Here is a 25,914-nt window from a genome sequence, read left to right as displayed (position 1 = left end):
CCCCCAACTGCGCGACCTGGCCTCCGCCGTCAAGGGCAGCGGACTGATCGACCGCCTGGAACAGCTCGGGCCGTCGACCCTCCGGTTCGCCTGGGCCGCCGCGGTCCTGGGCACGGCGGTCCCTATCAGCATCGTGGGAGGCGTCTCGGCCCTCGGTGAGGCACAGGCCGCCGAGGCCATCGAGCGGCTGCGCGCCGCGCGCGTCCTGACCGTCCTCACCAGCGTGCGCCGTCAGGAAGTCGTGGAGTTCTTCCACCCGCTCATCGCCACCGCCGTCTACCGCTCGATCCCGCCCGGTGTGCGGGTCGCGATGCACGGGATGGCCGCCAGGGCCCTGCTGGACGACGGGCACGGCGCCGCGGCCGCCGCCCGTCACCTCCTGGAGATGCACCCCGAGGGCGACCCCTGGGTGGTGCAGCAGCTGCGCCGGGCCGCGCGCGACAGCTTCTCCGCGGGAGCCCCGGACGCCGCGCGGCGCTATCTGGCACGGGCCCTGCGCGAACCGCCGGAGGCGGAGGACCGGGCCGAGGTCCTCTTCGAACTCGGCTCCGCCAACCTGCTGCACGACCCCACGACCACGATCAACCAGCTCAGGACCGCCCTGGAGGAGCCCGACTCGGACCAGGAGCTGCGGGAGGCGATCACGTACCGGCTCGCCCAGGCCCTCGCCCACACCGGCCAGTTGGCGGAGGCCGCGAGCCTCCTCCACGAGGAGGCCGGGCGCGCCACGAGCTCACGTACCCGGTTGCGCATGCAGGCCGAACAGTTCAAGTGGAACGCGGTCCGGGTCGACGAGGAGAACTCCCCCGCCCGTTCCCGGCTGCTCGCCCAGTTCGCCCGGCGGCTCACCGGCCGCGGGCTGCCCGAGCGCCACATTCTGGGTCTGCGCGCCTGGGACGCCGCCATGCGCGGTGAACCCGTCGCCACCGCCCTGGAGTACGCCGAGCAGGCGCTGGACGGCGGGATGAGCTGGACCGACCAGGACTTCGGTTTCGAGGTGCCGGCCTCCGTCGCGGTCACGTTCATGTACTGCGACCAGCCGGGCCGCGCCGAGGAGCTCTTCAACACGGGCATCGTCGAGTTCGAGTCGAAGGGCTGGCGCGGCGCGCACCTGTCGTTCGTCTACACGCTGCTCGGTTACGTCCGCTACCGGCGCGGTCGCCTCGCCGAGGCCGAGGACTTCGTGCGCAACGGCCTCCAGATCGCCGACCGCATCGGACACGGCATCCCGGCGCAGTGGTACGCGATCGGCACCCTCATCGAGACGCTGCTCGCCCGCGGGAACGTTGCCGAGGCCGAGAAGGTCGCCCGTACCTACAAGCTGGCGGACGGCTTCCCCAAGGCCGTCGTCTACCCCGACCCGCAGGCCGTGTGGGGCAAACTCCTGCTGGCCCAGGGCCGGATCGAGGAGGCCGAGCGACACCTCGTCGCGGCGGGCAGGCGCCTCGACCTGCGCGGCACGCGTAACCCGTCGTGGAGTCCCTGGCAGCTCGACCTGGCCCTCGCCCAGCTCACCCACGCCCCCGACCAGGCGCGCGCCACGGCGGCCGAAGCGGTGGCACGTGCCCGCGCGTTCGGGGCGTCCGGTGTGATCGGCCATGCCCTGCGCGTGTCGGCGGCCACGGCCGCCGACGCGTCCCAGGCGGCGCTCCAGTTGGAGGAGTCGGTCACCCATCTCGGGCAGTCACCGGCCGCCTACGAACTCGCCCACGCGCTCGTCGACCACGGCACGGCCCTGCACACCATCGGTGACACCCACCGGGCGGCGCTGCAGCTCTACCGCGGTCTGGAGACCGCCGTCGCCTGCGGTGCCGACGCGCTCGCGGACCGGGCCCGCGGTCAACTGGCTTCGGCCGGACTGCGCCCCCGCCGACTGCACACCTCGGAGCAGGAGACCTTGACGGTCGCGGAGGACACGGCGGCCCGTCACGCCGCTCTGGGTCTCGACAACGCGGCCATCGCGCGGGAGATGCGCAGGGACGTCCAGGAGGTCTCGGAGCTGCTGTCGGCGGTCTTCATGAAGGTGGGCACCGACCGGGCCGGGCTCCGGCAGATCTTCGGAGCCTGACCTCCCACGCGTCCGTCCTCGGATCACGGCGGCCTCCCGGCGGCGGCCGCCGGGCGCCCTCAGTGGGCGCGCGGGAGCGGGTAGGAGCGGATGCCGTACACGGTGGCGCTCCTCCGGCCGGTGTCGGCTCGGGGGGCGCGCCGCCGGGCGGTGGAGGCTTCGAGGGCCCGGCCGGTCTGGGCGTGTTTCCGCAGGGACCTGATCAGGCCTTCACCATGCCGCAGCCGGTCGAACCACGCGGTCCCGTCCACGAGGTGGGGATCGCCGAGGAGGCCGAGGAGGCGTCGGGGTTGGGGCTGCCAGTCGTAGAAGACCACGGTCGCGCCCCGGGCGACCGCGCGCCGCTGGAATTCCCGCACACAGCGCATGCCGACGACGTCGACGAACGGGACCTGGCTCAGGTCGCAGGCGACGACGGCGACACCGTCCCCCAGGGACCACAGCACGCTCGCGAAAGCGGCCTCGGCGCTCATGTCGAGCTCGCCGGACGGCGTCAGGTGCACGCTGGGGCCGTATCGCCGCACGACGATACGGAAGCCGTTGCCGCTGTCGACGGTTTCCATGGCATCTCACCTGCCAGGATGGAAGGCCGTTCGGTGGGACCCGGTCCGCCGCGGGACGGGCGGGGTGACCACTTCGATACTGGACCTCTCGCCTTCGCCTCCGCAACCTCTCCGAAGTGGGCCGTGACCGAGGCGGCTCGCGACGTCCGCGCCGGAAGGGGGCAGGTTCGAAGACCCCTCCTAGGCCTCCGGTTCCTGGAGGCGGATCCGCTGGACCTGGCAGGCGAGGGCGCGGCGGGCCGAGGCCGTCGGGGTGCCGGTGGGGGCTGGGACGGTCTTCGGGGGGAGGTCGAGGCCGCGGCTGATCGTGTCGTACGCGTCGCGGTAGCCGGCGGGCAGCTCGGTACGGTGCCGTCGGAGGTCCTCCTCGACGAGACGGCGCAGCTCGTCGACGGTCCGAGGCGTGAAGCGCTGCCTCCCCCGGGCGACGGCGATGACGTACGGAGTGCAGCGCGCGGTGTCGCCGACCGCCTCCGCGATCTCCTCGGCCAGGCCCCACAGGCGCCCCTCCAGCCACGGGGTGTCGTGCTGGTCGAGGGAGAGGGAGAGTCCCGTCGCGGCCGACGTGCCGCCCTCCCGGTGCTTCGACACCTGCTTGGAGACGGCCGGCTGGCTCATCTCCGTGAGCCGGGCGATCTTCTCCTGGGTCCAGCCGAGATGGACGAAGACCTGGATCATCTCGGCGCGCAGCCTGCGCATCTCGTCGCCGGCACGGATGACCTCGTTCATGGAGGCGAGCATCCGCCCGGCCTGTTCCTCGGTGAGCGTCTCGGGGTTCCGGTACGCGCTCTGCTCGCCTGTCACAGCCTTGTTATACACCCGCCGGGCACGTCTTCATAACTAGGTTGTACAACCGGGTTATGAATGTCAGGATCCGTGCATGCCCACCTTCAGCGCACCCGACGGAACCCGGCTCGCCTACCGCGTGACCGGAGACGGCACACCGGTCGTCTGCGTCCCCGGAGGCCCTGCCGACTCCGCGTACCTCGGCGACCTCGGCGGCCTGTCCGCGCACCACCGGCTGATCGTCCTGGACCTGCGCGGCACCGGTCGGTCCGCGGTCCCGGAAGACGCCTCCACCTACCGCTGCGATCACCTCGTGGACGACGTCGAGGCGCTCCGCGTCCATCTCGGGCTCTCCCGGATCGGTCTGCTGGGGCACTCCGCGGGCGCGAACCTGGCGGCGCAGTACACGGCTCGGTACCCCGGGAACGTCGGCAGGCTCGCCCTGATCACCCCGGGCAGCCGCGCCGTCGGCATCGCGATCACCGGGGAGGTGCGCCGGGGGGTCGCCCGGCTTCGGCGGGACGAGCCGTGGTTCCCGGCCGCGTACGCGGCGCTGGAGGCGATCACCCGGGGCGAGGGCGGCGCCTGGGAGGCCGTGGCGCCCTTCTTCTACGGACGGTGGGACGCGGCCGCACGCAGGCACCATGCGGCCGGCCGCCCGGAGAACGAGGAGGCCGTCGCGCGCTTCGCCGCCGAGGGCGCCTTCGCGCCGGCGGCCGCGCGCGCGGCGCTCGCCTCCTTCGAAGCACCGGTTCTGCTGCTCGCCGGGGAGTTCGACGTGAACAGTCCCCCGCTGTCGGTGGCGGAGTTCGCCGCGCTGTTCCCCAGTGCCGAGCTGCGCGTGCAGCCGGGGGCGGGTCACTATCCGTGGCTCGACGACGCCGGCCGCTTCGTGGCGACCACGGCGGCGTTCCTGTCAGCCGGTTCCCAGGGGGCGTGACCCCCGGCGAGTCAGCAGGCGGTCACCGGAGCGCTCAGGAGGCGTTCGGGCCGACGTCCGCCGGGGTGAGGGGGCGGCGGAGCGGGGTCAGTGTCGTGTACTCGTCGGCGCCGATGTCACGGGTGGTGCCGCGGCTGTGGCCGTCGATGTCCTCGCCCACCACAGGGCCGGTGAACGTGGCCGCGCCGATCGCCGGGCTGCCCGCAGACAGCCGGAACACCCCGTCGGACTCCTGCCGGAGAAGCGGGTCGGCCCTCGTGTAGCCGCCGGAGGGGATGGTGCCGTTGGCGGCACCGCCCCACAGGAGGTTGCTCTGCCAGGTGAAGCCGCTGGTCCTGCTCATCGCGACCAGGCTGCCGGCGTTGCCGACCAGCAGGTTGTCGGCGACGACAACGCCCCGCGGCTCGTGTTCCCGGTCCTCGCCCGAGAGCGTCCCGGTGTTGTGGAGCAGGGTGTTGTGCGCGATCACCGCGCGGTCGCAGGCGTCGTTGCCCCGCCGCTCGTCGGTCGTCTCCCCGGCATGGTGGTCGCGGGTGGTGCCGCTCCCGATCACCAGGGCGCGGCCCGACAGACCGCTGAGGTAATTGTTGACGACCAGATGGTCGTTGCCGTAGATCCGCACGCCTTCGCCACCGGCGAGGAGGTAGTTGCCGTCCACCGTCGAGCGGTTGCCGTGGCGCAGCACGATCCCCCCGCGGCTGTCGCGGATCGTGTTGTGCCGGACGGTGTTGTCCGAGGACTTCACCGAGATCGTCTCGGGGTCTCCGTCGCACCGCTCGAAGAGGTTGGACTCCACGAGGGCGTGCGCGCTGGACAGCGCCCGGCCGCTGACGCCGAGCCGGATCGGTTCGCCGCCGTTGGTGCCGGTGAAGCTGTGGTCGGAGAAGTGGTTCTTGAAGAGGTGCAGGCGCTGGGCCAGGGCCGTCGAACCGGTGGGGCCGTCGAGGACGACGAAGATGCCCGCCGTGGCCTTGTGGTGGAAGTGGTTCCGGTCGATCTTGGTGTCGTCGGCCCTCACGACGACCCAGTAGAGACCGCTGACCTCGGCGAAGCGGAAGTCGTTGCGGGTGAGCCGGATGCGTGAGCAACTCTCCGGGATCTCCAGGGTGGTGCTCTGCCGGAAGGCGAAGCCGCTGACGACGATGTCGCTGGAGTCGCTGAACACGAAGCCGCGCTCGCCCTGGAGGACCGCGCCGCCGCGAGTCGCCGAGACGATGGTGATCGGCGCGCTCGTGGTGCCGTTCTTGCCGGAGACGATGAGGGCGCTGCCCGCGGGGACGGTGTACGTGCCGTCGGCCAGGACGATCCGGTCGCCGGGCGCCGCCGCGTTGATCGCCTGCTGAAGCGCGGCCAGGGACGTGACGCGCTTCTCGGCGGCCGACGCCTGGGACGACAGCAGGGTGGTGAGCGGTACCGCGGCGAGTGCCGCGCCGGTCAGGGTGCGGGTGAGGAACGTACGGCGGTGCATGGGGCCTCCTGGAGGAAAGGGACCTCCCAGCGTGGCGCCCGGCCCTGCCGTTCCGCTGACGTACCGCTGACGCATCGCTGACACCAACGCCCCACCGGGCAGGGCCGGAGCGCGCACACCAGTGCGGCCGTTCGCCTGATCGGTGATCCACCGCACGCCGCCGTCCGCCTTCGATCACGCTGGCGACGGACAGCTCGGGGAGACGCGGGAGGGGATGCGGTGACGCACGGAACGGGACCGGAGCACGGCCTGAGGGGAAGTGACGCGGTGCTGCTCGCCGCGGGGGCGGCGGACTGGGCCCTCGACGGTCTGGTCGGCGCGGCGAGGGGCCTGCGGGGTCTGCTCGGCCGGGCGGACAGGGACGCGTTGGCGGCGGACGGCCGGCAGGAGCTGAGGGCCCGGGGGCGTCTGACCTTGGACCGTCTGACTCTCGATCGGCTCGCGCCCTCGTCGCCGGCGTACCTGGAGGTGCTGGCCCGGCAGGTCGCCGCCCGGCGCGCCGACGAGGTCGACGGAGGGGACGGGGGTGACGGTGGGGATGTCCGTCGGGACGGCTGACGGCACGCCGCGCCCCGGCGCCGGTGGCGATGCGCGGAGTGTCCTCCAGAGCCGTGTCGACGCGGTTCTGGACCGCTTCGTCGACGACGAGATCGGTCAGCTGCTGAGCGTCGACGGCGAACTGGCGCCGGTCGCCGAGCAGTTGCGTACCGCCACGGCGTACGGGAAACGGCTGCGAGCGGCGTTCTGCTACTGGGGATGGCGGGCCGCGGGGCAGCCGGACAGCGACGCGCTGGTACGGGCCGCGGCCGCGATGGAGCTGGTGCACGCGGCGGCCGTGGTCCACGACGACCTGATCGACGACAGTCCGCTGCGGCGCGGCCTGCCCACCGCTCACATCGCCCTGCGCGCGGCGGTGACCGGCCGCGGCGGGCCGAGGGCGGCACGATCCCTGGCCATGCTGGTGGGGGATCTTCTGATGGCGTGGGCCGGGCAGCTCTTCGTCACCAGCGGCCTGCCCGCCGCCTATCTGTCCCGGGCGCGCCCGCTGTGGGCCGCACTGGCGCGGGAGCTGATCGCCGGGGAGTGCCTGGAGATCCTGCGCACCGGTGCCGAACCCGACCTGCGGCGCTCGCTGAAGGTGATCCGGTACAAGACGGCCAAGTACACCGTCGAGCAGCCCCTCCTCATCGGCGGCGCGCTCGCCGGGGCCTCGCCGGAACTGCGGGAGGTCTTCACCGAGTACGGGCTCCCGCTGGGCGAGGCGTTCCAGTTGCGGGACGACCTGCTGGGCCTGTTCGGCGACACCGCCCGTACGGGAAAGACGAACACCGACGACCTCGACGGACACCGCCCCACCGCGCTCCTCGCCGAGACCTGGAGCCGGGCGACGCCGGACGAACGCGAGGCCCTCGGCTGCCTGTTGGGCCGCGCCCGCCACGACGAGGACAGTCTGCGGCGGGTCCGCGCGATCATGCTCGGGACCGGAGCGCCTGACCGCGTCGAGGAGATGATCGCCCAGCGGGTGCGGGTCGCCGTCCGTGTCGTGGAACAGGCCCGGCTGCCGGCGGACGCCGCCTGCGCCCTGACCGGCCTCGCGGCCGACGCCGCCCACCGCCGCCACTGACCCCGCACCCGAATCCGTGCCGAACGCGTACCAGGAGAGACGTCATGACCTCTACGGGCATGCCCTATACGGAAGCGTCGCTGGAGGCGCTGCGCAGGGACGGGGACGAGCTTGCCGACGCGACCGTGGCCACCCTCTTCGAGCGGGGCGAGGTGGGCACGTTCAACACCCTGATGCGGTACGTCTCCAGGGTCGGACAGGACCTGCCCGACGGGCTGCCCGAGGTGGCCCGGGAGTACCTCCACGCCACGAGCGCCCCGCCGGCGTGGGTGGACTGGGAGGAGATGGAGAAGGCCCGGCTCTTCTTCGTCGACAACAACGTGCACATCTCCACCGCCCTCTCCTTCGCCGCCATGCCGGCCTGCTACCTCGTCCCGGGCGTCGCCCGGCTCCTGTCGGCGACGCACGGGCTGAACTACCCCTCCAAGCGCATGGCGGAGACAGGCCAGTTCACGGTCTACCTCATGCAGCCCGACGCGTTCGAGGCCGGCAGCCGGTTCCTCCCCGCCGCCCAGAAGGTGCGCCTGCTGCACGCCTCCATCCGCCACCACCTGAAGCGGGAGAACAGCTGGGACACCGCGGCCCTCGGGACACCGATCTGCCAGGAGGACATGATCGGCGGGCAGATGTTCTTCTCCCTGCTGGTGCTGGACTCACTGGACCGGCTGGGCGTCCATATGAGCACCGAGGGCGCCGAGGCGTACTTCTACGCCTGGCGGGTCGTCGGCGCCATGCTCGGCGTCGACCAGGACGCCGTCCCCAAGGACCTGGAGGCCGCGCGCCGGTTCCTGGACCTGTACATGCTCCGCCACATGGGGCCGTCCGCGGAGGGCGCCCACCTGACCCGGCAGTTGATCGACCTGTACGAGGAGGTCGTGCCGGGCACCTTCTTCGACCCGGTCGTCTCCGCGCTGATCCGCCATCTGATCGGTGACACCTGCGCCGACTGGCTCGACGTCCCCCGCACGTCGTGGGACACCGTCGTCAAGGCCGCACCCCATCTGCTGGGCGTGCTGGAGACGATCGAGGACCGCTCACCGCTCGGCGCGTGGGCCCTGGACCGCCTGGGCCACCTCACCACTCTCCTGGAACTGTCCTCCCTCACCCGCGGCCGGGTGATGCACTACGCCATCCCCGATCGGCTGAAGAAGGACTACGGCGTGCACACCGGCCTCTCCCGCACCCGCCGCTGGACCCCGCCCGCCCCGACCGTGACCTAGCCGAAGCCGAGCCGAGCCGGACGGGGTGGCGTCAGCAGCAGGGGCGGCGGCGGGTCCTATCCGGGGAACAGGCGTACCCGCGCGTCCGGGAGCTTGGCCCACCAGTGGCCGTAGCGGCTGTAGAGGCGGGGGTCCCGGTCGGCCAGCAACGCGGCCAGGGAGTGTGCCTCCGCGGCGAGGCCGTCCCATGCCCCGGGCGGGAGGTCGTGGAACGCCGTCGCCTCGATGCCGTTCTCGACCGGGCGCCACACGCCGGCGACCTGGCCGTCGACCAGCAGCGTGGGCAGGACGTCGCCGTTGTTGCGGATCACCAGGCGGCGGTAGTCCGGCGGGATCAGCCGGCCGCGGTCGGCGTACGCGAGCATCGTGCTGTCCCACATCGCCATCAGGCGGGGCGGGGCCGGGGTGTCGGCGGGCGGTCGCGGCGCGCCGGGGAGGTCGAACAGCTCGGTGCCGTCGGGCCCTTCGAGCTGCTCGACAGCGCCGTCGAGCGCGCGGAGCGCCTCCCGTACGGGCGCCCTCTGCGTCATGGAGAACTGTGCCACGTCCGCGACCGAGGCCGGCCCGAAGCCCTCCAGGTAACGAAGGACGAGCGTCTGCAGCGCGCCCGGCACGGTGGACCGTCCGGTGGGTATGGAGTCGATGGGCGCGGCGACGAAGGACGGGCGGGTGCCGAAGGACCACGGTCCGCCCGTCGGGACGTGGAGCAGGGGCGCGTAGGCCCGCAGTCCCCACCAGGCTGCGGCCTTCTTCTCCACGCCGAGCCGCCGCTCCAGCCACGTCTCCATCTCCGCGCCGGTGCGGGGCCGGTCCGCGAACGTCCGCAGCTGCGGCACGAGTTCTTCGCCGTCCGCCGGGGTGAGGCCCGCCGGGGCGAAGCGCGGGCCGAGACGCGCGGCGTACAGCGTCGGCTGCATCGCCTGGCGGAACGCCTGGTAGTCGTCGGCGTGGACGGCGTGCAGGGTGATCCGCATCAGGGTCGCCTTGACCACCGAGCTCGCGGCGAAGGCGTCGTCCAGGTCGCGCGGGTCGAAGCCGGCGAGCCGGTTCCACAGGGCGAGGTACGGCGAGCCGGCGTGCTGCGCCTGAAGGGCGACCACCCGGCGGGTCGCCTCGAGGACGCTCAGCGGCGCCCGTTCCAGCAGCAGTTGGCGGCTGAGGGTGGCCCGGTTGAGTGCCCGCGCGGTGATCTTCACGGTCGGGGATTGTGCCCTGAACCGGCGGCTCCCGCCAGCGCCCCGAAGAACGGCGGGGGAGGGCGGCGGGCCTCGGTCGCCTCGACGTGGCGGAATTCGCTCGACACGGTGGCGCGGGCGCGGGAGGCTTCCCGGGATGACAAGACGTACCGATACGCCTCCCGCATGGGACGAGCGCACACAGCTGACCACCTTCCTCGACTACGCCCGGGACACGGCACGGGCCAAGTGCGAGGGACTCTCCCCCGAGGACGCCCGCAAGGCTCCGCTGCCGCTGTCACCGCTGATGACGGTGTGCGGCCTGATCAGCCATCTCCGGTGGGTCGAGCACCACTGGATCCAGGTGGTGTTCCTGGGCGAGGAGCCCGAGGGCCCTCTCACCGAGGCGTCCGACGAGGATCCGGACCCGGAGATGCGGCTGGCCCGGGACATGCCGCTGCCTCGTCTCCTCGCCGAGTACGAGGAGCAGAGTGACCGCTACCGCCGCCTGCTGTCCGAGCACGACCTGAACGCGAAGGCGAGCCGCCCCATCCGGGACGGGCGCCACGTGGACCTCCGCTGGATCGTTCTCCACCTCATCGAGGAGACCGCCCGCCACAACGGCCACCTGGACATCGTGCGCGAACTCATCGACGGGCGCACGGGCGTCTAGACACGTTTGAAATCGGCCATCCCGCGCATTCGAGGGGAGAAGAACCGCAGGACGCCAAGCCGAGAGGGAGGACCACCATGGGCATCATCGCCTGGATCGTCATCGGACTGCTGGCCGGCTTGATCGCCAAGGCACTCATGCCGGGCCGGGACCCGGGGGGTCTCATCATCACCATGCTGATCGGCATCGCCGGCGGCCTGCTCGGCGGCTGGCTGGGCAAGGTCCTCTTCGACGTCGACTCGATCGACGGATTCTTCGAGCTGTCCACCTGGATAGCGGCGATCATCGGGTCGATGATCCTGCTCGCCGTCTACCGGGTGTTCGCCGGGGGACGTACGCGCCACGGCCACTGACGCACACGGACGGAATGGCAAGGGGTGGGAAGGGGTGGGAAGGGCCGATTCGGCCCTTCCCACCCCTTGCCATTCCGTCCGTCTCCTTCCGGCCTCCGGCCCAGGTCTCACTTCGTCAGCAGCCGGTTGAAGAAGGACCGGTACTGGCGCAAGGCGTTGCGCAGGCTCTCCGTGTCGACCGCCTCGCCCTGGTTCCACTGGCCTTCCAGGTCTTTCTTGTGGTCGGCGAAGGTCTCGGCCAGGGTCCGCATGACGTCGGCGACCAAGCCGTCAGCCGAGTGGACCGCCTCCCGCGGGTCGTCCACGAACTGGTTCTGGATCTCCTGCCAGCGGGAGCGGAAGGCTTCCACGTCGTCCGCCGACAGCAGTTCCGAGAGGTCCTCGTTGTCCTGGGCACCCTCACCGGCACGGACCCCCGCACCTCTCCCCTCCGCCTCAGGCTCCGTTCCCGCTCCCTCCGATCCCATTGCCTCCGATCCCATCGGTTCCGTTTCCGCCGGCTCCGTCTCCGGTGCCGTACGGGTCGCCTCGCCCGGGTACATGGGCGCTTGCGACTCCTGTCCGCCGCCCGCGTCCGGGTCTCCGAAGCCGGCGATGTCCTCGGTCGTCAGGCCGCTGTCCTCGGAGCGGTCGGGCATGTCGTTGTGCTGCATGACATCTCCTCGTACGCCTGCCGTGCGCTCTCGCGGACGGTCAGGTCTCGGCCGGGCCGGACCGGTGGCCGTCGGCGAGCAGTTCGTCGAAGAGGGCCCGGTAGTGCACCATGGCCCCGCGCAGCTGCTCGGTGGTCGCCTGGCGGCGTGAGCTGAGCGTGTTGATCTCGTGAGCGGCTCGGTAGTGCTCGAGGGTGCGGCCGTGCTCGACGGAGAGGTCCCGCACCTGCTGGTCGAAGTCCTCGGTGGGGTAGCCGCGCGCCCGCATGAGCGCGGTCACGAGCCGGTCGGCGTCGTGCACCGCGTCCTCGGGACGGTCGACGAACTCCTCCTGCACGCCGTTCCACTCGCGCGCGTACCTGTCTCTTTCCCTGTCCTCCAAGGGCCGGAGCTCGAGCGAGTCGTGGCGCTTCTCGCGCTCGGCGAGGTCGCGCTCGGCGGCCTTCCGGCTTCCCGCGTCCTCGACGGTCCGTTCGTACTCCGGCCCGAAGCGGTCCCGGAGGCGGCGGCGCCGCCGTGCGACCGTCATGGCGACGGCGATCAGCGCGAGCACCACCACGACCGGGATGATGATGGCCAAGAGCGTCCCTGTTGACATCGGGGTTGGCCCCCTCGGTCGGTTCCGCATACGTCTGTCAGCGGCGCGGCTGCCCGTTCGGGGGCGTCCGAAACGGGTGTGCGTCCGCCGCGATCGCGTGCCTCCGGAGTGCGTCCGCCGGGTCTCAGCCGGGCTTGCGGGCCTCGATGAGGAACCGGGTGGTATGGGCGACGAAGGGGCCCTGGGTCTCGATCCGGTCGTGCAGCTCGCGGAGCTGGTGCCGGTACCCCTCGACGGTGAAGCCGGGCACCATCCAGATCACCTTCCGCAGGAAGTAGACGACGGCGCCGATGTCGTGGAACTCGGTGCGCAGCGACTCGGACCGCAGATCGACGACCTGGAGGCCGGCCGCCTCCGCGTCCGCGCGGGCGTCGTCGGGGTGCCGGGCGCGGCGGACGTTCTCAGGCTGGGCGCCGAGCAGATACTCGACCAGTTCGAAGACGCTGGCCGGGCCCACCTGCTGGGAGAAGTAGGCTCCTCCGGGCCGTAGGACCCGGGCGATCTCCTCCCACCACACCGTGACCGGGTGGCGGCTGACGACGAGGTCGAACGCGGCGTCGGCGAACGGCAGCGGCGGCTCGTCGGCGTCCGCGACGACCGCCGCGCCCAGCGGGTGCAGCAGCCGGGTCGCCTTGGCGACGTTCGGGGGCCACGACTCCGTGGCCACCATCAGCCGTGGCAGCTTCGGGACGCCGGCCAGCACCTCTCCCCCGCCGGTCTGGATGTCGAGCGCTGCCGAGGCCCCGGCCAGGCGTTCGCCCAGGATGCGCTGGTAGCCCCACGACGGCCGCTGCTCGGTGGCCCGCCCCTCCAGCCAGGAGAAGTCCCAGCCCTCGACGGAAACCGTCTCCGCCTCCGCGACGAGCTCCTCGAACGATCGTGTCATGGACAAGATCTTCTCATCGCCCCCTGCCCGGCGCCGGGTCAGGCGGGGTTGCGGCGCTGTTCGGTGCTCTCCTGGCGCAGTCGTTCCGTCTGCCGGGTGAGGTCCTCGATGCGGGCGGCCAGTTCCGGGTGTCCGCCGCGCAGGTGGGGGGTGGTGGCGGTGAGGGGGCGGACAAGGTTGGCGGCGTCGTCGTCGGCGAGGGCGCGGTTGAGGTCGTCGATCGGGGTGCGGGCTTCGGCCGGGAGATCGGGCAGGGAGGCGATCTGGCCCGCGAGCCGGCGCAGATCGGCGGCGTTGTGACGGGCCCATGCGGCGACGGTGCGGTGCGCGGCCCGGCGGTCGCGCGTGGCCTGGACGCGTTGTTCGCCTGTGGTGCCCTCGGCACCGGGGCGCAGCCGGAGGTAGCGGCGCTCGGCCGCCTGGCGGCTCGCGACGCCGAGCGGTTCGGCCAGGTCGGCCCAGCTGGCGCCGGCCGCGCGGGCCGTCTCGATCAGCCCGGACTCCCAGCCGGCGAGCTGGTCGCGTACGTTGCGCAGGAGCAGGAGGGCGGCGAGGGCCTGCTCGGGGAAGGCGCCGTCGGGCTCCCGTCCGTCGCCGTCGGCGCCCGCGTGGGCGTCGCGTACCGCTTCCTCGATGGTGCGCAGCGCCGCCATGGCGGCGAGGAATGACGTCGGACCGCTCGCCTGTCCGTTCTCTTCGACGGGGGTCTTCTCGACGGGGGACACCTTCGCCTCCTTACGTCACCCGGTACCTCACCCGGTACGTCACCGGGTCAATGACATGTCGTCTTGTCATCGTTTGGACGACATGCTACAAGGGTGAGTAGGTGACGCGCAGCACCTGGCGGCACCTGAGCGTCGAGGCCGGAATCGAACGCACGCGCCAGCAAGGGACACCGCGATGGGCATGCAATGGGACGCATTCCTCAAGTCCGTTCAGGAGCGCGGCGACTACGCCACTCCGCACGAGGCGGAGCGTGCCGCCCGCACCGTCCTCGCCCTGCTGGGCGCGCATGTGGTCGGTGCGGACCGCGCCGAACTGGCCGCCCGGCTGCCCGAGACCTTCGCCCTGATCCTGCTCAATCCGCTGCAGGCCGCCGAACCCCTGGACACGGCACGGTTCGTGCGGGCGACCGCCGCGTGGATCGAGGGCTCCACGGAGGAGACCGCGAAGTGGGACGTCAGCGCCGTCCTGAGCGTGGTCGCGGACTGCGCGGGCGACGACCTGCTGCGTCGGCTCCTCCTCCAGCTGCCACCCGGGTACGACCTGCTCTTCGGTCGCCCGCAGCGGCAGGACTGACCGCTTCCGGCGTCGCGGCCGCTTCCCGGCGTCGTCACGGATCACTCCTCGGCGTCGTCGCGGGCCAGGACGAGGGCCAGCTCCTGGAGGATCAGTTCGGTGCGCGGCCCGGATCCGGTCTCGTCGTAGGCGTCGGCGACCGCCTCGAAGGCGACGATGAAACCGTTCACCAGCGCGGAGAGCGGGGCGGAGAGCTGGCTGAGCACCGCCATGCCGACCTCCTCCGGGCCGCCGCCGACGGGCACCGTGAACTGCCCCGGGATGACCTCCTCCAGCAGAGTGGAGACGAGGCTCTCCTCCACGCCTCCGCGCAGTCCCGTCAGCGCGGCAATGGCCTTGAGCTTGATCTCGTTCTCGGTCACACGAAGAGCCTATGAGCACGCCGGGCCGCGGTTTCGCCGGTCGTGCGCAGGGGCAGCCGGATGGCGCAAGGTGGTCACCCAGGACGGAATCGAGAGGGGCGCGATCGGTGGACGGAACCGGGCCCGTGGTCGTCTTCGCCAACTTCCTCTCCGACCTGGCGGTCGACCTGGAGGAGAGCGGGGCACTGGCGCAGTGGGCGGAGCAGGCGCCGCGCAAGGCATGGCTGCTGCGGCCGGGAGACGTGCTCGTGACACCCGTACCGGTGAGTCAGGCGTTCCTGCGGTACGTCGGCGGTCTCACCCGGGTGCCGGCCGACGAGGTGACGGTCGTCGAGGTGCCCTCGGCCGCGGGCGGTTCGCCCTCCGTCGGCGCCGTGCCCATGGGGCAGGCGCTGCGCGAGGCGGGTCTGACCGAGCGGCTGCGGACTCTGGCCGACGGATCCGGCGGGGCGCTGCTGCCCACGGCTCTGGACGCGTCCGCCGTCACGCTGGCACGCGACCTCGGCGTCACCGTGCGGCCCTTTCCCACGGTCGAGGCGGCGGCGGCCGCCCTGGAGGTCACCCGGCGGCTCAACACGAAGGCCGGCTTCCGCGAGGTCGCCGCCGAGCTGGGCGTACGGCTTCCGGACGGTCGGGTGTGCCGCCGCGGAGAGGTCCACGAAACGGTGCGCGAGCTTCTCAGGACGTACGACCGGGTGGTCGTGAAGCCCGACCGCTCCGCGGGCGGCCACGGGCTGCGCTTCGTCTCCCGGGGCGACCCGACGTGGACGGAGCACGCCCTGGAGCCGGTCGGCGGTCCGGACGGCATCTGGGTGGTCGAGGAGTGCGTGGACGTGGCCGAGTCGGTCAGCGTTCAGCTGGAGGTGTCGCCGGCGGGAACTCGCCCCCTGTACAGCGGGGTGATGCGCACGTCACGGGGCGCGTACACCGGCTACGCCTCGCCGCTTCCGCCCGCCTCCCGGCATGTGTCCGAGGAGCTGGAGCGGTGGGGAAGAGCCATGGGCGGCCATCTGGCGCGGTGCGGCTACGCCGGTCCTCTCGGCCTGGACGCGATGGTCACCACGGACGGGACGCTTCTGGCCGGCGAGAGCAACGTCCGCCGTACCGCCACCACCACGGTCCAGGCGATGGTCGAACGGCTCCGCGCCCTGTCGGGCCGGCCCCCTCGGGCGTGGTCGGTCGGCAAGGGGCGGGCGCGGCGGCGTTTCGGCTTTCAGGAGGCCGTCGACCGGCTCACGGGGCACGGCCTCGCCTTCGATCCCGCGCGCGGCGAGGGCGTCGTCCTGTACGCGGACGCGCCGCCCGACGGGCACTCCTGGCGGTACGCGGTGATCGGCGAGTACGGCGACGGGGTGGCGGAGCAGGAGGCCCGGCTGGCGGCGGCCCTGGACTTTCCTGCGGTCCGGGGCTCTCACGTCCGGGACCTGCCTCGTCGGGCGTCCGGTCCCTCGGAGAGCTCCTGGTAGAAGGCGGCGAGCGTGTGCGCGCCCCGCTGCAGCGCCTCGACCTCCACCTTCTCGTCCGGGCCGTGCCAGCGGTCGTCGAGGAGGCCGGTGCCGAAGAACAGCACCGGGGCGTCCAGGCTCCGGGAGAGCTGGGCCGCGGGTGCCGCGCCGCCGTTTCCCATCCGCCGGGCGGGCGCGTCGAAGGCCCGGCTCATGGAGCGCCGCAGCGCCGCCAGAGCCGGGTGGCCGGAGGGCGTGGTGTACGGATCGGAGATGGTCGGCGACACGTGCAGGTCGTAGCGGAACCAGGCCCGGGCGTGGTGGTGCAGCCAGGCGCGGAGCTGAGCGGCGACGTCGTCCGCGCGCTGGTCCGGGACGAGGCGCAGAAGGAGGTTCGCGGACGCGCCGGCCGGAATGAGGCCGCTCACGGGCCCCTCCGGGTCGCCGCCCGTCATGCTGCTGATCTCGGCGGAGGGCCGGAACCAGACGCGTTCGCGGACGTCGCGTCCGTCGTCTCCCGGGATGCCGAAGGTTCCGGTGGCGGCGGTCCAGGCGGCGGGGTCGAACGGGGGCAGTGCGTCGAGCTCGGCACGTTCGGCTGGCGACGGCTCGCGTGCCGGCTCGTAGAACCCCGGCAGCGAGACCCGGCCGTGCTCGTCGTGGAGCCCGCCGAGGAGCCGGCAGAGTTCGTCGAGCGCGTTGGGCGCGCCGCCGGAGGCCGCTCCGCTGTGCAGGTCCCGGTCGGCGCCGCGGATCTCCAGGCGGGCGTTGACGGAGCCGCGGACGGCGGTGCACACGGCGGCGTCCTCCAGGGACCAGAGCATGGTGTCCGACACCATCACCACGTCGGCCGCGAGTTCTCGCTGGTGATCGGCGAGCAGGTCCGCCAGGTGGACGGAACCGGTCTCCTCCTCGCCCTCGACGAGCAGCTTGAGGGTCACCGCGGGCGCCTCGCCGAGGCCGGTGCCGCGAAGGGCGGCCAGGTGGGCGCGGAGCGCCCACAGGTGGCAGAGGACCTGCCCCTTGGCGTCGGAGGCACCCCGGCCGTACAGCCGGCCCTCGCGCAGGGCCGGCGTGAAGGGGGGCGTCTCACGCCACTCCTCCTCCTTGACGGCGTGGACGTCGTGATGGCTGTAGACGAGGAGGGCCGGGGCGGCCGGGTCATCGGCGGGCCGGCACGCGTACACCGCAGGCAGGCCGTCCGTCCCCCACTCCTCGACGACCGGGAAGCCCTCTTCCCGCAGGGCGGCGCAGAGCCACCGCGCGGAGCGCGTCACGTCGACGGCGTGGGCGTGCTCCGCCGAGACGGAAGGGATCGACACCCACGCGGCGAGCGCCCGCAGCATGGAGTCCGCCTGGTCGACGACGGCGGTACGCAGCACCCGGTCGGCCGGGTCACTCACCGCCGTCCGCCTCCCGTTCGCCCCGCCCTTGGGGGGCGAACTCCGCGCGGTGGGCGATCAGCCAGGTGTTGAAGTCCTGGAGCGCGGGGTTGAGCGCGCGTACGGCGTCGATGTCGCGGGCGGTCGTGAAGCGGTGCTCGCAGTCGGCGTAGAACTGGAACATGTTGCCCGCCTCCTCCGCGCCGGGGACGTCCAGGGCGCGGAACGCGTCCGGTGTCAGCGGCCGGTACTCGACCGGTTCGCCGAGGTGCCGGCTCATGGCGGCGGCCATGTCCGCGACCTTCAGGTGCTCGCCGGCGATGGCGACCGTGGCGCCGAGGAGGTCGGTGCCGCGCTTCAGGACGGCCAGCGCCGTCCTGCCGATGTCGTCGACGGCGATGCCGGAGAGTCTGCGGTCGCCCATCGGCAGAGCGAGGGCGAGAACGCCGTCGTCGTCCCGCCGCGGCGGGAACAGGGTGAGCAGGTTCTCCCAGAAGAAGGTCGTTCGCAGGTACGTCGTCGGTACGCCGTCGTCCTCGAAGTACCGGTCGGCCTCCGCCTTCGCGTCGAAGTGCGGCACCTTGTAGGAGCCCTGCAGGGTCGGCATGCGGTCGTCCTCCAAGGGGACGCACTCGCGGGTGTCCTCCAGCGTGGACCAGACGGCGTGCTGCACTCCGGCGTGCCCGGCCGCCCGGGCGAGGGCCCCGGCCTGCGCCTTCTCCCGTTCCGCGGAGGTGTGCTCCCAGTAATTGGTCACCAGGAACGCCCCGTACGCCCCCTCGAGGACGGGGCCCAGGCTCTCCTCCTCGTCCATGTCGGCCTGGACCACCTCGGCCCCCAGTCGCTCGAGGTCCCTGGCCGCTGCGGAGTCCGGCCTTCGGGTGACGGCCCGCACCGCGAATTCACCGTCCGCGAGAACCGCCCGGACGAAGCCGCCGCCCTGGCGTCCCGTCGCCCCGAACACGGTCACCGTCCGTTTCCCGGTCCGCTTCCCGGTCATGGTCCGAGCCTCCTCCGGTCTCCACACCGTTCCCTCCGCGCGGCGCCTACCCGGATCCGGGTCGCACATCCACGCTCCCGGCCGGAGCGGGGGCGGCGGGGCGGGAGGTGGACGAAATCCCCTTCGTTCGGCGGTCCCGGGCGGGGTACCGTCCGCTTGCGCCCGCCCGCGAGGCGGGAGGAAGGGGAGCCGGACGTGGTGAATCGAGGGTCCGTGGACGAGGCGGTCCGTTTCCGTCAGGCGCTCGTCGCGTGGGCGGCGGGCGGGGCGGAGGCCGGTGCGGCCGCCGCGGCGGCGCGGGAGGTGGCCGCGGGCGGCGGGGTGCGGACGGTCGTACTCGTCGAGGGCGGCAGCGACCGGGCCGCGCTCGACGCGCTGGCCACGCGGTACGGCCGGAGCCTCGACGCGGAGGGAGTCCCGGTCGTGCCGTTGGGGGGCGCGACGAACATCGGGCGCTTCCTCGACCTGTGCGGACCTCAGGGGCTCGGGCTGCCCCTGGCGGGCTTGTGCGACGTCGGGGAGGAGCGTCACTTCCGGCGGGCCCTCGAGCGGGTGGGGCTGGGCAGCCCGGTGACGCGTGAGGATCTGGAGGCGATCGGTTTCCAGGTGTGCGACGCGGATCTCGAGGACGAGCTGATCCGCTCGCTGGGTGCCGACGCCGTGCGGAAGGTGGTCGAGGCGCAGGGCGAGCTGCGCTCCTTGCTCACGTTCCAGAACCAGCCGGCGCAGCGGGGCCGGCCCGTGGAGCGGCAGCTCCGCCGTTTCCTGGGCACGCACAGCGGTCGCAAGGCGCAGTACGCCCGCGCCCTCGTCGAGAGCCTGGACGCCGGCCAGGTCCCCCGGCCCCTGGAGCGCCTGCTCGCGCACGTCTGAGACGCGGCGGGGTGGCGGCGTGGCGAACGGTACGCGAAGGCCGGCCCGGGCCCCCTCCTGTGGGGGCGCGGGCCGGCGTCCGTCATGGGTGACGTTACGAAGCGTCCCGTACCGTGCCGGTGAGCTCCGGTCCCGGCAGCGGCTCCCCCGACTCGTCGAAGGTGTTCATCCGGGCCCGCAACGACTCCGTGGGCTCACGTGCCGCGTCGGCGACGGTGGGCACCGAGATGTCGACGGCCGTCTCGCCGGCGGGGACGTACACCGACAGGAAGCCCATCTCCATCCCCGACAGCGGCAGGGCGGACTCCGGCACCTCGCCGAAGTTCTCCTCCAGCCACCTGCGGTCGACGTCCGCGGTGGACAGTTCCGGGCCGCCGGCGGCGACGGGCAGGAACTCGATCCCGGCCGAGACGTCGGCGTCGGCCGCCTCGGACAGGGTCACCCGCCAGGTCAGGGGCTTGCCCTCGGTGACGTCGCCCGCGACCGGTGCCACCGTGAGTCCGGGCATCGCGTCGTCGTTCCGCGCGGTCACGCCGCCGCGGTGGGAGCCGACCACCGCGCCCCGGACCGCCTTGACGAAGACCTCCTGCGAGACGTCGTAGCCGTAACGCGTGTTGCCACGTACCACCATCGGCACGTCGATGCCGCTGCTGCCCTGACGTACCGTCACCGTCTTGGAGGTCAGCTCTCCGGTGTCCGGCTGGGCGACGAACACGCGGACCTGGCCGCTGCCCTGACCCGAGACCCGCACGGGAACGCGGTAGGTACGGGTCCCTGAGTCGCCCTCGTCCACCGTCAGACGACCGATGTCGACGCGCGGCAGGGCCGCGGCGCGGACCGCAGGTGTCCCCGGGCGCCAGCCCCAGGCGTCCATCAGCCATGCCCGCCCGGAGCCAGTGCGCGGGGTCAGTTCGAGGGACTTCACCCGCTTCAGGTCGAGGCCGGCGCGGACGGCCGCGGACAGCGGGACCCGGATCTCGCGCCCCCAGTAGGAGGCGGTCCGCTCGGTTCCGGGGAGCCCGTCGACGCGTGCCCGGCCCAGGCCGGCGCGGCGGCCCGAGGCGTCGACGACGGCGACGTCAAGCTCGGTGCCGGTGGTGTTGGGCGGGACGATCACCCGCAGGGCGAGGGCCTCGCTGCCCGCGAGGGAGACCGTCCGTGCGGGGCGTACCGTGACCGCTCCCCCGGCACGGGACCAGTTCAGGGCGATCGCGTCGCGGCCGGGCTCCGGGGACGCCTCCCAGGAGGCGAAGTGCGGCGACTGGCCGCCCGCGTCGGGCGGCAGGCAGGCGCGGGCCGGGTCGGGATGGACCTGGGCGCACAGCCGGCCGCCGGTCACGGCGACCGACGGGTCCGGCAGGAAGGCCGGTGTGCGGTGCGCGCCGACGGCGTGGGTGAGCACCCGGGCGGGGTCCGCCGAGGGCGCGCGGCGGCCGGTGCCGTCGAGGAGCGGGCGGACCCGGTCGTCGCCGGCGACGAACAGCCGGGCCGCCGCGGCGATGTACGTGGCACCGGCGGCCTGCTGCTGCGTGGCGGTCAGCCGCGTCTTCGCCCCGGGCGTGCACACGGGGTCCGGCGTCTCGTCGGACCAGAAGTCGTCGTCGGCCGGCGCCTTCGCCTGGCCGGGGGTCCATTCGCTGTTGAAGAAGTTGTGGTTGGCGCCGATCATGTAGACCGCGCTGTGCAGGGCGGCGCCGCGGCTGACGCCGCGTGTGCCGTCGACGTAGATCTGGCCCTGCAGGTCGGACACGTCGCCGTCGCAGCCAGGCAGGAGGGACGCGGAGGGCACGTCGGGGACCGGGTTCTGTCCGAAGACGGTGGGGCCGATCAGGACGTTGCCGCGGATGGTCCAGCGCACCGGGCCCCGGTGACCGTCCTGGTCGGCGGGCGGCCGGGAGAGGCTGTCGAGCGCGGCGCGGTTGACGCCCTCGCCGCCCCGGGAGTGGCCGACGAGCAGGACGCGGGACAGGTCGGCGCGCGAGGTGGCGCGGACGGCGGCCGGTGCGCCCGTCGGCTTCGCGGCCCAGTCGGCCCAGCGGGCGAGGTGCTGCCGCACGAGGGAGGAGCGGGCCTGGGCGCCGCCATCCTCCGCCGCGTGGTCCTGCCCGTTGATGCCGTTGGCGGAGACGGAGACGGTCACGTACCCCTGAGAGGCCAGGAGTTTCTGGGCGCGCAGATAGCCCTGGTGGCTCGGGATCGGCTGTGTTCCGGCCGTGCAGGGCCACTCGCCGGTGACCTCACCGGCGGCGCTGAAGCACGTGGCGTGACGGCCGTGCAGGAAGAGCGCGAGGGGGCGCTTGCCGGGGGCGCCGACCGGGCCCACGACGGTGGCCCGCATCTCCACCGGGGCGGCGAATCCGGGCAGCCGTACCGACGGCAGGGTGTACTCGCCGGTGACGGTGCGGTGGCCGCCGCGTACGCCGGGATCGACCGGATTCGCGGGGAGTTGGGCCTCCAGGTGGGCGGGGGGAGGTGTCTCGCGGGGCATGGAGGGAGAGAGTCGCCCGGTGCCGCCAGGGGCGTTCGCGCCCGCGTCGAGGCGCCGGCCGCCCGCCATCACCCGCAGCTCCGCCGCGGAGCCGATCCGCGTGCCGTCGACCTTCAGCCGGTACGCGCGCCCGTCCGGCGTGGCCTCGGGCCGGCCGAGCAGCCTGTTCCCCGCGTAGAACTCGACGCGGGCGTCGCCCATGGGCACGGGGGCGGACGAGGTCCAGATCAGTTCCCTTCCGGCGCCCTCGCCGGTGAACCGCCAGCCCTCCGGGAGGTTTCCGTCCTCCCTCGTCTGGTTCGTCCTCGACAGCGGGCCGGGGTCCGGTTGCGCGTGCGCCGCTCCCGGCGACGCCGCGGCCAGCGCGACTAACGCCGCGGCGGCGGTCACCGCGCGTGTGAGACGTATCAAAGCGGTCTTCCTCACCATCGGTCTCGTCGGCACCTGCGGCTTCCGTGGTGCCTCTCTCGCCCTCCGAGGACGGCAACGGGCGTCCAGGGGTTGCCTGGTGAGGTCGACGGCGTGGTACGCGCCCCGGGCCGGAGGAGAGTTGCAAACCCCCAGAGCGGGAAGAACCGGCGCGAAAGGCGTGACGAGTCGCCCGTCGCGCCGACGATTTCCGTCGCGGGGGTAGGCCGGCGACCCCGCCTTGTTATACGTTCCGTCTAACAGCTTGCTAGACGTCACATCTAACAAGCGAGGGTGGCGCGCGGCCGCCCTCGCCTCATCGGGCGGGCACGGGATGGGGCGGGGGCGGCCGGCGTCGAGTCGATCTCTCGATTCAAGGAGCCGCACCATGGCAAGCAGCACCGTTCGCCCGGAGACCCAGGACCGGAGCGCCGAGCAGGACGTCGCCCGGCGGCTGCTCGACTCGGCCGCGAAGCTGTCGTACGACCCGGCCACCGAGGTGGACTGGGACACACCGCTGGACAAGGACTTCCACGGCGCGAGCCCGGAGTGGAGCACTCTCTACGGCACCTCGTACTGGGGCGAGTTGACCGACGCGCAGCGCAAAGAGCTGACCCGGCAGGAGGCCGCCTCGGTCGCCAGTACGGGCATCTGGTTCGAGATGATCCTGCAGCAGATGGTGCTGCGCGACATGTACGCCAAGGACCCCACCTCCCCTCGGTTCCAGTGGGCGCTGACGGAGATCGCCGACGAGTGCCGGCACTCCATCATGTTCGCGCGCGGCGCCGCCAAACTGGGCGCTCCGGCCTACCGGCCGCGGCGCGCGGTGGTCGAACTCGGCCGCGCCTTCAAGACGCTCGCCTTCGGCGAGGCCGCCTACGCCGCGATCCTCGTCGCCGAGGAGGTCCTCGACGTCATGCAGCGCGACTGGATGCGGGACGAGCGTGTCGCCCCCTTCGTCCGCACCATCAACAACATCCATGTCGTGGAGGAATCACGGCACATGAAGTTCGCGCGCGACGAGACGCGCAAGCGGCTCCGGGACGCGGGCCCGCTGCGCCGGCAGCTCAACGCGTTCGTCATCGCGATCGCCTCCTACTACATCGTCACCAGCATGGTGAACCGGAACGTCTACGCGAACGCCGGACTCGACACGGCGCGCGCCCTCGCCGAGGCACGGGCGAACGAACACCACAAGGCCCTGATGCGCTCCAGCTGCTCGGGCCTGATGGACTTCCTCGCCTCCGCCCGGCTGCTCACCAGGCCGGCGCTCTTCTTCTACAAGCGGGCCCACCTCATCTGACCGCAGCCGCGCCGGCGCGCCGCCTCCCCTCCCCCTTCCTCCGACCGACTGAGCCGGACTGACGACATGACCTACGCCATCACCCAGACGTGCTGCAGCGACGCCACGTGTGTCGCCGTGTGCCCCGTCAACTGCATCCACCCGACCCCGCAGGAACGGGCTTTCGGCAGCACGGAGATGCTCCACATCGACCCCGGGACGTGCATCGACTGCGGGGCCTGCGCGGACGCCTGCCCGGTCGACGCGATCTTCCCCGTGGACAGCCTCTCCGCGCCGCAGCGGGAGTACGCCGCGATCAACGCGGCCTACTTCACGGCCGAGGAACCCGAACCGGTGGGCGCCGGGCCGAACTTCCACTCCTGGGGCGCGCCCGTCTTCGAGCGCGGTCTGCCGTCCGACTTCGCGCCGATCCGGGTCGCGGTCGTCGGCACCGGACCGGCCGGGATGTACGCCGCCGAGGACCTGTTGCTGCACACCAACGCCGAGGTGACGCTGGTCGACCGGCTGCCCGTGGCGGGCGGTCTGGTCCGGTACGGGGTGGCGCCGGACCACCCCGCGACCAGGAAAGTGGGTGACACCTTCGCCCGGTTCCACAGCCACCCGCGGGTACGGATGCACCTGGGCGTCGCGGTCGGTGAGGACATCACCGCGGAGGAGCTCGCCGCGCACCACGACGCGGTGGTGTACGCCGTGGGCGCCTCGGCCGACCGCCGGCTCGGCATCCCGGGCGAGGACGTGCCGGGCAGCATCCCGGCGACCACGTTCGTGTCCTGGTACAACGCCCATCCCGAGGTCGCCGCGGACGCGGTCGCCCTCACCGCCGAGCGGGTCGTCGTGGTCGGCAACGGCAACGTCGCCCTCGACGTGGCCCGCATCCTCGTCACCGACCCGGCGTCGCTGGCCGGCACCGAGATCGCCGACCACGCGCTCGCCGCCCTGCGCGACGCCCCGGTGCGCGAGGTGGTCCTGCTGGGGCGGCGCGGCCCCGAACACGCCGCGTACACCGCCTCCGAACTGCTCGCCCTCACGCACCTGCCCGGCGTGGACCTGGTCGTCGACGACCACGACCCGCGGACCGGCGCGACGATCGACGGCGCGGACGGGGTCGGGGGCGGGAAGGCCGCGCTGCTGCGAGGGCTTCCGCGCGAGCCGGTGGACTGGTCGCGTGCGCCGGGGTCGGAGCGCCGTCGCATCGTCCTGCGCTTCCACTCCGCGCCCCTGGAGGTGCTCGGCGCGGACGGCGTCAGGGGCGTACGGGTCACGGAGGCGACGGCGGAGGCGGGCGAGCGCGCGATACCGGCCGGCCTGTTCCTGCGGGCCGTCGGACACCGGGGGGTTCCGGTGGCGGGGCTGCCCTTCGACGAGGCGACCGGGACGGTGCCGCACCAGGGCGGGCGGGTGGACGGGATGCCGGGGACGTACGTCGTCGGCTGGATCAAGCGCGGCCCCTCGGGCGGGATCGGGGCCAACCGCACCTGCGCCGCCGAGACCATCGGCACGCTCCTCGCGGACGCGGTCGCCGGTGCCCTGCCCACGCCGACGCGCCCCCCGCGGGCCTTCCACCGCCTCGCCCGCAGGCGCGGTCGCCGGCGCGGCCGGAGCTGAGCACCGGGCGGGCCGGAGTGGGGGAGATCAGGCACGTTCGGGCGGCTCAGTCGACGACCTTCTGCCACGCCGTCGTGCCGAGCAGTCCCGTCTCCCCCACGTCGAGGCCGCCCTCCGGTTCGACGGTCTGCCGCTCCGCCCCGACGGCCGGGCCGATCTCCACGTGCACGCCGCTCCCCCGCAGCGTCGCCGCGTCGACGGCGGAGTAGCGCCAGACGAACACACTGCGCGCGGACTCTCCGGGCGCGAGCGTGACGGGGTGCGGCCCCGGGTCGTCGAGCTGGGTGATCGGTCCCGTCCCCTTGAGTACGGTGACGTCCATGCGCTCGTTCTCGACGTCACGTACCCGTACATCGGGGTAGCCGTTCAACCGCTGGGTGCCGCCACCGCAGTTGGTGAGCGTCACCGGCATGGCCCGGAGCCCCATGGCGGCGTTCACCGCGCCCGTCGACACCGTCACTCCGGTCGCCGGGCAGCCCGTCGCCGCCACGGAGGGCGTCGGTTCGGCGTCCCCGGGCCGGGGTGCCCCCGTCTCCACCGGTGCCACGATGGGCGGCGGCTTCGGCGATGCCGCCGCCCGGGTGCGCTCGGGGTCGACCTCACGGTCGATCTCCGCCGAGAGTCCGCACCCGCCGGTCACCACGGCCGCGACGGCCACCCCCGCGGCCACCACGAGCGCGCGCCTCACAGATATGACGGTCATGCGCCGATCATCACACGCGGCCCCGGCCCGGCGTGGGGC

The 25,914-nt window shown here is 73.0% G+C and carries 25 protein-coding genes; 12 read left to right on the top strand and 13 right to left on the bottom strand.

Annotated features, from left to right (window positions below; all coding sequences use genetic code 11):
• A partial coding sequence (locus IE136_RS08235; protein ID WP_229818705.1) for an ATP-binding protein occupies positions 1-2,068 on the top strand: 2,068 nt, incomplete at its 5' end.
• Positions 2,069-2,127: 59 nt separating this feature from the next.
• Here the strand turns inward: IE136_RS08235 and IE136_RS08230 are convergent.
• Positions 2,128-2,631, bottom strand: coding sequence for an STAS domain-containing protein (locus IE136_RS08230; RefSeq protein WP_158992828.1), 504 nt, complete (start codon positions 2,629-2,631; stop codon positions 2,128-2,130).
• A gap of 180 nt (positions 2,632-2,811) precedes the next feature.
• Positions 2,812-3,435, bottom strand: coding sequence for a sigma-70 family RNA polymerase sigma factor (locus IE136_RS08225; protein WP_229818704.1), 624 nt, complete (start codon positions 3,433-3,435; stop codon positions 2,812-2,814).
• 76 nt (positions 3,436-3,511) lie between these two features.
• Here IE136_RS08225 and IE136_RS08220 point away from each other — a divergent pair, with 76 nt between their 5' ends.
• Positions 3,512-4,357 carry an alpha/beta fold hydrolase gene (locus IE136_RS08220; RefSeq protein WP_158992824.1) on the top strand — a complete coding sequence of 282 codons (846 nt, stop codon included), beginning with the start codon at positions 3,512-3,514 and terminating at the stop codon, positions 4,355-4,357.
• A 34-nt stretch (positions 4,358-4,391) separates the two neighbouring features.
• Here IE136_RS08220 and IE136_RS08215 read toward each other — a convergent pair whose 3' ends face one another.
• The gene (locus IE136_RS08215; protein WP_158992822.1) at positions 4,392-5,825 is read right to left on the bottom strand and encodes a polysaccharide lyase 6 family protein; all 1,434 of its coding nucleotides are present in this window, start codon (positions 5,823-5,825) and stop codon (positions 4,392-4,394) included.
• Between the two features lie 219 nt (positions 5,826-6,044).
• Between IE136_RS08215 and IE136_RS08210 the strand changes: the two genes are divergently transcribed.
• From IE136_RS08210 to IE136_RS08200, 3 genes are read left to right on the top strand one after another with little or no spacing between them, the layout of a single operon-like run.
• Positions 6,045-6,383: a hypothetical protein gene (locus IE136_RS08210; RefSeq protein WP_229818703.1), complete on the top strand. Its 339-nt coding sequence runs from the start codon at positions 6,045-6,047 to the stop codon at positions 6,381-6,383.
• A complete protein-coding gene (locus IE136_RS08205) occupies positions 6,364-7,449 on the top strand; it encodes a polyprenyl synthetase family protein (protein ID WP_189599948.1) in 1,086 nt (361 codons plus the stop codon). Before IE136_RS08210 ends, IE136_RS08205 begins: the two co-directional genes overlap by 20 nt.
• A 59-nt stretch (positions 7,450-7,508) precedes the next feature.
• The gene (locus IE136_RS08200) at positions 7,509-8,669 is read left to right on the top strand and encodes an oxygenase MpaB family protein (RefSeq protein ID WP_189600026.1); all 1,161 of its coding nucleotides are present in this window, start codon (positions 7,509-7,511) and stop codon (positions 8,667-8,669) included.
• A gap of 56 nt (positions 8,670-8,725) precedes the next feature.
• Here IE136_RS08200 and IE136_RS08195 read toward each other — a convergent pair whose 3' ends face one another.
• On the bottom strand, positions 8,726-9,865 hold the full coding sequence (locus IE136_RS08195; RefSeq protein WP_189599947.1) for a winged helix DNA-binding domain-containing protein: 1,140 nt from the start codon (positions 9,863-9,865) through the stop codon (positions 8,726-8,728).
• A gap of 136 nt (positions 9,866-10,001) precedes the next feature.
• Here IE136_RS08195 and IE136_RS08190 point away from each other — a divergent pair, with 136 nt between their 5' ends.
• On the top strand, positions 10,002-10,517 hold the full coding sequence (locus IE136_RS08190; RefSeq protein WP_158992816.1) for a DinB family protein: 516 nt from the start codon (positions 10,002-10,004) through the stop codon (positions 10,515-10,517).
• 77 nt (positions 10,518-10,594) lie between these two features.
• A complete protein-coding gene (locus IE136_RS08185) occupies positions 10,595-10,870 on the top strand; it encodes a GlsB/YeaQ/YmgE family stress response membrane protein (RefSeq protein WP_158992814.1) in 276 nt (91 codons plus the stop codon).
• 107 nt (positions 10,871-10,977) lie between these two features.
• Here IE136_RS08185 and IE136_RS08180 read toward each other — a convergent pair whose 3' ends face one another.
• From IE136_RS08180 to IE136_RS08165, 4 genes are all read right to left on the bottom strand, one after another.
• Positions 10,978-11,523: a hypothetical protein gene (locus tag IE136_RS08180; protein WP_158992812.1), complete on the bottom strand. Its 546-nt coding sequence runs from the start codon at positions 11,521-11,523 to the stop codon at positions 10,978-10,980.
• 40 nt (positions 11,524-11,563) lie between these two features.
• Positions 11,564-12,121: a hypothetical protein gene (locus IE136_RS08175; protein WP_189599946.1), complete on the bottom strand. Its 558-nt coding sequence runs from the start codon at positions 12,119-12,121 to the stop codon at positions 11,564-11,566.
• A 124-nt stretch (positions 12,122-12,245) separates the two neighbouring features.
• On the bottom strand, positions 12,246-13,007 hold the full coding sequence (locus tag IE136_RS08170; RefSeq protein WP_158992808.1) for a class I SAM-dependent methyltransferase: 762 nt from the start codon (positions 13,005-13,007) through the stop codon (positions 12,246-12,248).
• Positions 13,008-13,045: 38 nt separating this feature from the next.
• Positions 13,046-13,660 carry a hypothetical protein gene (locus IE136_RS08165; protein ID WP_158994947.1) on the bottom strand — a complete coding sequence of 205 codons (615 nt, stop codon included), beginning with the start codon at positions 13,658-13,660 and terminating at the stop codon, positions 13,046-13,048.
• Between the two features lie 247 nt (positions 13,661-13,907).
• On the opposite strand from IE136_RS08165, the gene IE136_RS08160 reads away from it, so the two are divergent.
• Complete coding sequence (locus IE136_RS08160; RefSeq protein WP_158992806.1) at positions 13,908-14,306, top strand: DUF2267 domain-containing protein; 399 nt, start codon at positions 13,908-13,910, stop codon at positions 14,304-14,306.
• Between the two features lie 41 nt (positions 14,307-14,347).
• Here IE136_RS08160 and IE136_RS08155 read toward each other — a convergent pair whose 3' ends face one another.
• Complete coding sequence (locus tag IE136_RS08155) at positions 14,348-14,668, bottom strand: hypothetical protein (RefSeq protein ID WP_158992804.1); 321 nt, start codon at positions 14,666-14,668, stop codon at positions 14,348-14,350.
• Positions 14,669-14,775: 107 nt separating this feature from the next.
• On the opposite strand from IE136_RS08155, the gene IE136_RS08150 reads away from it, so the two are divergent.
• Complete coding sequence (locus tag IE136_RS08150; protein WP_189599945.1) at positions 14,776-16,134, top strand: preATP grasp domain-containing protein; 1,359 nt, start codon at positions 14,776-14,778, stop codon at positions 16,132-16,134.
• Here IE136_RS08150 and IE136_RS08145 read toward each other — a convergent pair.
• Together IE136_RS08145 and IE136_RS08140 are read right to left on the bottom strand one after the other, a co-directional pair.
• Entirely contained in the window at positions 16,080-17,516 is a 1,437-nt protein-coding gene (locus IE136_RS08145) for a M20/M25/M40 family metallo-hydrolase (RefSeq protein ID WP_229818702.1), read from the bottom strand. The two genes, IE136_RS08150 and IE136_RS08145, sit on opposite strands and share 55 nt — an antisense overlap.
• Positions 17,509-18,495: an NmrA/HSCARG family protein gene (locus IE136_RS08140; RefSeq protein ID WP_158992800.1), complete on the bottom strand. Its 987-nt coding sequence runs from the start codon at positions 18,493-18,495 to the stop codon at positions 17,509-17,511. The genes IE136_RS08145 and IE136_RS08140 overlap by 8 nt, the downstream gene beginning before the upstream one ends.
• Before the next feature lie 213 nt (positions 18,496-18,708).
• Between IE136_RS08140 and IE136_RS08135 the strand changes: the two genes are divergently transcribed.
• Entirely contained in the window at positions 18,709-19,368 is a 660-nt protein-coding gene (locus tag IE136_RS08135) for an ATP-dependent endonuclease (protein WP_189600024.1), read from the top strand.
• Between the two features lie 94 nt (positions 19,369-19,462).
• On the opposite strand, the gene IE136_RS08130 is transcribed toward IE136_RS08135, so the two are convergent.
• Entirely contained in the window at positions 19,463-22,267 is a 2,805-nt protein-coding gene (locus IE136_RS08130; protein WP_373309024.1) for an alpha/beta hydrolase family protein, read from the bottom strand.
• 385 nt (positions 22,268-22,652) lie between these two features.
• Here IE136_RS08130 and IE136_RS08125 point away from each other — a divergent pair, with 385 nt between their 5' ends.
• Positions 22,653-23,567, top strand: coding sequence for an AurF N-oxygenase family protein (locus IE136_RS08125; protein WP_158992798.1), 915 nt, complete (start codon positions 22,653-22,655; stop codon positions 23,565-23,567).
• A 66-nt stretch (positions 23,568-23,633) separates the two neighbouring features.
• Complete coding sequence (locus IE136_RS08120) at positions 23,634-25,172, top strand: FAD-dependent oxidoreductase (RefSeq protein ID WP_189599944.1); 1,539 nt, start codon at positions 23,634-23,636, stop codon at positions 25,170-25,172.
• 46 nt (positions 25,173-25,218) lie between these two features.
• Here the strand turns inward: IE136_RS08120 and IE136_RS08115 are convergent, their stop codons facing one another.
• The gene (locus IE136_RS08115) at positions 25,219-25,875 is read right to left on the bottom strand and encodes a DUF4232 domain-containing protein (protein ID WP_189599943.1); all 657 of its coding nucleotides are present in this window, start codon (positions 25,873-25,875) and stop codon (positions 25,219-25,221) included.
• Between the last annotated feature and the right edge of the window lie 39 nt (positions 25,876-25,914).

The organism is Streptomyces lateritius (assembly GCF_014649715.1).
In the GTDB taxonomy this organism is placed as follows: Bacteria; Actinomycetota; Actinomycetes; order Streptomycetales; family Streptomycetaceae; genus Streptomyces; species Streptomyces lateritius.
The sequence above is the reverse complement of the archived record's forward strand: the minus strand, read 5'-3'. Positions and strand labels throughout refer to the sequence as shown.